Annotated in this window: 4 protein-coding genes and 1 pseudogene; 2 read left to right on the plus strand and 3 right to left on the minus strand. The window is 62.6% G+C overall.

Translation table 11 applies throughout. From position 1 onward, the window contains the following. Positions 1–345 precede the first annotated feature (345 nt). Together CKO40_RS23370 and CKO40_RS23375 are read left to right on the plus strand one after the other, a co-directional pair. Positions 346–573, plus strand: coding sequence for a DUF2281 domain-containing protein (locus CKO40_RS23370; RefSeq protein ID WP_200348860.1), 228 nt, complete (start codon positions 346–348; stop codon positions 571–573). Continuing rightward, on the plus strand, positions 554–1,003 hold the full coding sequence (locus CKO40_RS23375) for a type II toxin-antitoxin system VapC family toxin (RefSeq protein ID WP_200348861.1): 450 nt from the start codon (positions 554–556) through the stop codon (positions 1,001–1,003). Before CKO40_RS23370 ends, CKO40_RS23375 begins: the two co-directional genes overlap by 20 nt. Positions 1,004–1,031: 28 nt before the next feature. Here the strand turns inward: CKO40_RS23375 and CKO40_RS23380 are convergent, their stop codons facing one another. The 3 genes and pseudogenes from CKO40_RS23380 to CKO40_RS23970 all read right to left on the minus strand — a co-directional run. Continuing rightward, complete coding sequence (locus CKO40_RS23380) at positions 1,032–2,333, minus strand: hypothetical protein (protein ID WP_200348862.1); 1,302 nt, start codon at positions 2,331–2,333, stop codon at positions 1,032–1,034. 212 nt (positions 2,334–2,545) lie between these two features. After that, a complete protein-coding gene (locus CKO40_RS23385) occupies positions 2,546–2,896 on the minus strand; it encodes an immunity protein Imm33 domain-containing protein (RefSeq protein WP_200348863.1) in 351 nt (116 codons plus the stop codon). Then, positions 2,889–3,330 (minus strand): annotated as a pseudogene (locus CKO40_RS23970) (hypothetical protein); the annotation flags it as partial. The gene CKO40_RS23385 and the pseudogene CKO40_RS23970, both read right to left, overlap by 8 nt.

Genomic DNA, 3,330 nt, shown 5'->3' on the forward strand with positions numbered 1-3,330 from the left:
CGTAGGTGGTCACGGCGCCGTCCGGGGCGATGACCTCGATGGGGTTGCCGTACTCGTTGAAGAAGGTGCGGGTGGTGAACCCGCGGGCATCGGTGACCAGGGTCTCGCGGCGGAAGTCGTTGTACTGGAACCGGTACCGAGTAGCCGCCGATGGGCAAGAGCAGGAGCAGGGTGGTCAGGAAGAAGAGCGCAGCAATGGAGGCCCGGGGGGCGGTGCCCCGCACGGTCAAGCGGTCATTGGCGTTAATACGTATACTGTCCCCGAAACCCCAAACGGCGGGTCGAGGGCGCGGTGGCTCCCATCGGCCGGCAGCGGGCCAACGGCTAAAAGGAGAGGATTCGGCTATGGCAACACCCATGCACAACGCACAGACCTTGCTGGAGAAGATCCAGTCCTTGCCCACCGACCGGATCGCGGAAGTGGAAGACTTCGTGGACTTCCTGCGGGAGCGGGCAACCGCCCGGAAGACAACCGGCAAGGAACCGCTGGATTTTCCGGTAGACGATCTCGGCCCCTGGCCGGAAGGCTTGAGTCTGCGCAGAGAGGATATGTATGGCGACGACGGACGATAACGCGCTTTTCATCGACACCAACATCCTGATCTATGCCAATGTGGCGACCGCGCCGCTGCATGAGCAGGCGTTGAACGCCATTAAGGAGGCTCACCAGACGGGAAGGCCTCTGTGGATCAGCCGCCAGGTGTTGCGCGAGTTCATCGCCGCCCGTACCCGGCCGCAGACCTTCGCCCAGCCGTCAGCACCGGAGGTGATCATCGAACGGGTGCGCTACCTGGAGGAACGCTTTCAGGTGGCGGACGATACCGCCGCCGTTACCGGCCAGCTTGTCAAGCTGATGGGGGATTTTCAGATCGGCGGCAAGCAGGTGCATGACGCCAATATCGTGGCTTCCATGCTGGCTTACGGCATCCCCTGCCTACTGACCCACAACGTCAAGGATTTTGAACGCTTTGGGAAGATGATCAGGATTGAACAAATTGGTTAACTCATAACACAACGGTGTCCGGCTCGTCTCATAAGTACGCTCTTAGCAATGGCCGTAGCTCTGCATCATAGAGCCTCTGAGAGGCTTTCTTGTCGAAACAGTGTTTGAAGAAGCGCAGCACCTGGCGGCTCACCTTGGAGGTGTAGCGAAACAGAGGGGTGGTCCAGTCGGGGCGGTCCGTGGCGCCGGTCCTGCTTGGCAAGCGCCTTCTCGTCGGCGTCGCCCCCGGGGCCGAGGACGCGGTGCACCAGGAGCGCGACCAGCAGGCTGGTGACGATGGCCAGGCGCACCTGGTTGTCGATGGCCACCGGGCTCGCGCCCCAGGCCTTGGCCTGGGCGAAGTCGTTCTTCCAGGTGCCGAAGCACTTCTCCTCCTCCCAGCGCCGGGCGTAGAGGAAGGCGAGCAGCCCGGGGGGAGGTCGAAGTGGTTGCTCAGGAACGCCACCTCGCGCCCACGGCGGGTGCGCAGCGTGATGAGCCGCCAGGGCTCGGAGGAGCTGGCGAGGGTGATGCGCAGGTCGCGCAACACGCCGTCGTTGACCGGCAGTGCCGCGACGGGCAGGCCCTCGGTGGTGGCGATGGTGAGGCTGTGCTTCCAGCGGGTGACCATGGTCACCCCCAGGCGGCGCTTCTTGAGGTCCCAGAAGCGGGCGTCGATGAAGCCCCGGTCGACGAGCCAGGGTGCGCCACACTGCCCGGTGAGGGCGTCCTCGGTGGCGTCGTAGTCGCGCAGCACCGCCAGCTCGTGGCGGCTGCGGGTCTCCGTGCAGGCGTCCACGGGGCAGCCCAGGCGCAGGTCGTAGAAGGTGAGCAGCCCATGCCCCTTGGGGTTGTCCTCGCCGCCCTGGCGCGGGGTGCAACGCCCGTAGTGGGCGCTCTCCTGCTGGTAGGTCCCGTCCATCGCGTAGACCGGCCGCGCGCCGAGCTCAGGCAGCCCTGTGAGGCGGTCGGGCAGCACCGCCCGGGCTTCGGCGTACAGGGATCCACGCACGCTCTCGAGCACCTGGCGCCGCCCGGGGGAGGCCAAAGCATCGGACCAGGTCGAGCGTGCCAGCGGGGCACGCAGCGCCTGCGCGGGGTCGCAGTGCAACAGGGCCTGCACCTGCTCGCGCAGGGTGGGGGTGCCTTGCAGATGACGCAGCACACCGAGGGCGATGAAGTCGCGCATGCTCAAGACCCGGGTGAAGCCGTGGCGGCCCCGCACGCGCTCGAGCGCGCGCTCGACGGGGTCGAGCAGGGCGCCGAGGACGGTGTCGTCGGTGAGGGTCTTCATCACGGCGTGCAGTCGGTCGGTGTTCATGCTGTACTCCGCAAGTTGTTGTTTATCCAACAAAATGCGGCGCATGCCAAGCGGTCTTTGTCAAGGGCTCAGGTCATTTTTTCGCCTTTTACAACTCCGCACGAGACAGGGCCCCACGCCCTCCGATGTCCCTATTGCGCATGCTCGTGAAAACTCGCCGAAGTGCCAAGGAGAGCCCACGTCGTGTCTCTGTGCGCTATGTTGAGCCGCCACGTCGGAGGACCGAACCGGACACCGTTGATTCAGACTTCCAGCAATGTCTCGTCAAACCAAACATCTTCATAATCCCCTGCAATCAAAAATCGCCACCCAGGCGGCAGACCTAGATATTTCTGCACCTGTGGGCACCAGTCCGACAAATGCTCCACATGTAGTGGTTTAAAGAAATCCGGGTCAGAAGGTAGTTCTTCTCCAGCCCATATGTACCAACCGGTAGTATCGCCCTCTGGCGGATGGCGCAACCCATTTATTGGCGTTATCCCTTCTCGAACATTGAGAGCAATCCCTACCTTCATATCCGATGGTGAAGGGTGACAGGCGGCACCGTACCTTTCGCAGACCTCTTTCTGCGAGCTTTCGATTGCATCAGTCAAGGCCCAACTCCTTCTTCATCTGCTGAGAATAGCGACTCATATCCGCGCCTTGCCTCGCCGAGCAAGTTGGGCACTGTGGCTGCACGGCTTGAACACCGCGCATCCGTGTCGTATCTATAGTTCCGGTTTCGTAATACTCCTTGACCAATGGGTTCTTGTGATCGGCAACCTGCTTGGGAGTGACAGTCCCGCAATCAACGCAAGATTTGCCTTGGACAGATGCGCGTTGTTCAGCGGTAGTCGCACCAGATGGACGCTTATAGGCTTTCGTAATGTCTGGTGTTCCCTTTGCAACCCCGTCCGCACTCCTTGCTCCCAACTTGGCGATACCCTTCGCCGCGAGCTTACCGGCCGCGCCGAGCCCTGTAGCCAGTGCTGCCGATTCGCCGAGAGCCGCTCCAAGGCGCTCCTCCGGTGCAATCGTAAACTGGGAG

Source organism: Halochromatium glycolicum (assembly GCF_016584085.1).
Classification (GTDB): Bacteria; Pseudomonadota; Gammaproteobacteria; order Chromatiales; family Chromatiaceae; genus Lamprobacter; species Lamprobacter glycolicus.

Coding starts and splice junctions, on each gene's coding strand:
- CKO40_RS23370 (WP_200348860.1), top strand. CDS start 346: ATGGCAACACCCATGCACAACGCACAGACCTTGCTGGAGAAGATCCAG.
- CKO40_RS23375 (WP_200348861.1), top strand. CDS start 554: ATGGCGACGACGGACGATAACGCGCTTTTCATCGACACCAACATCCTG.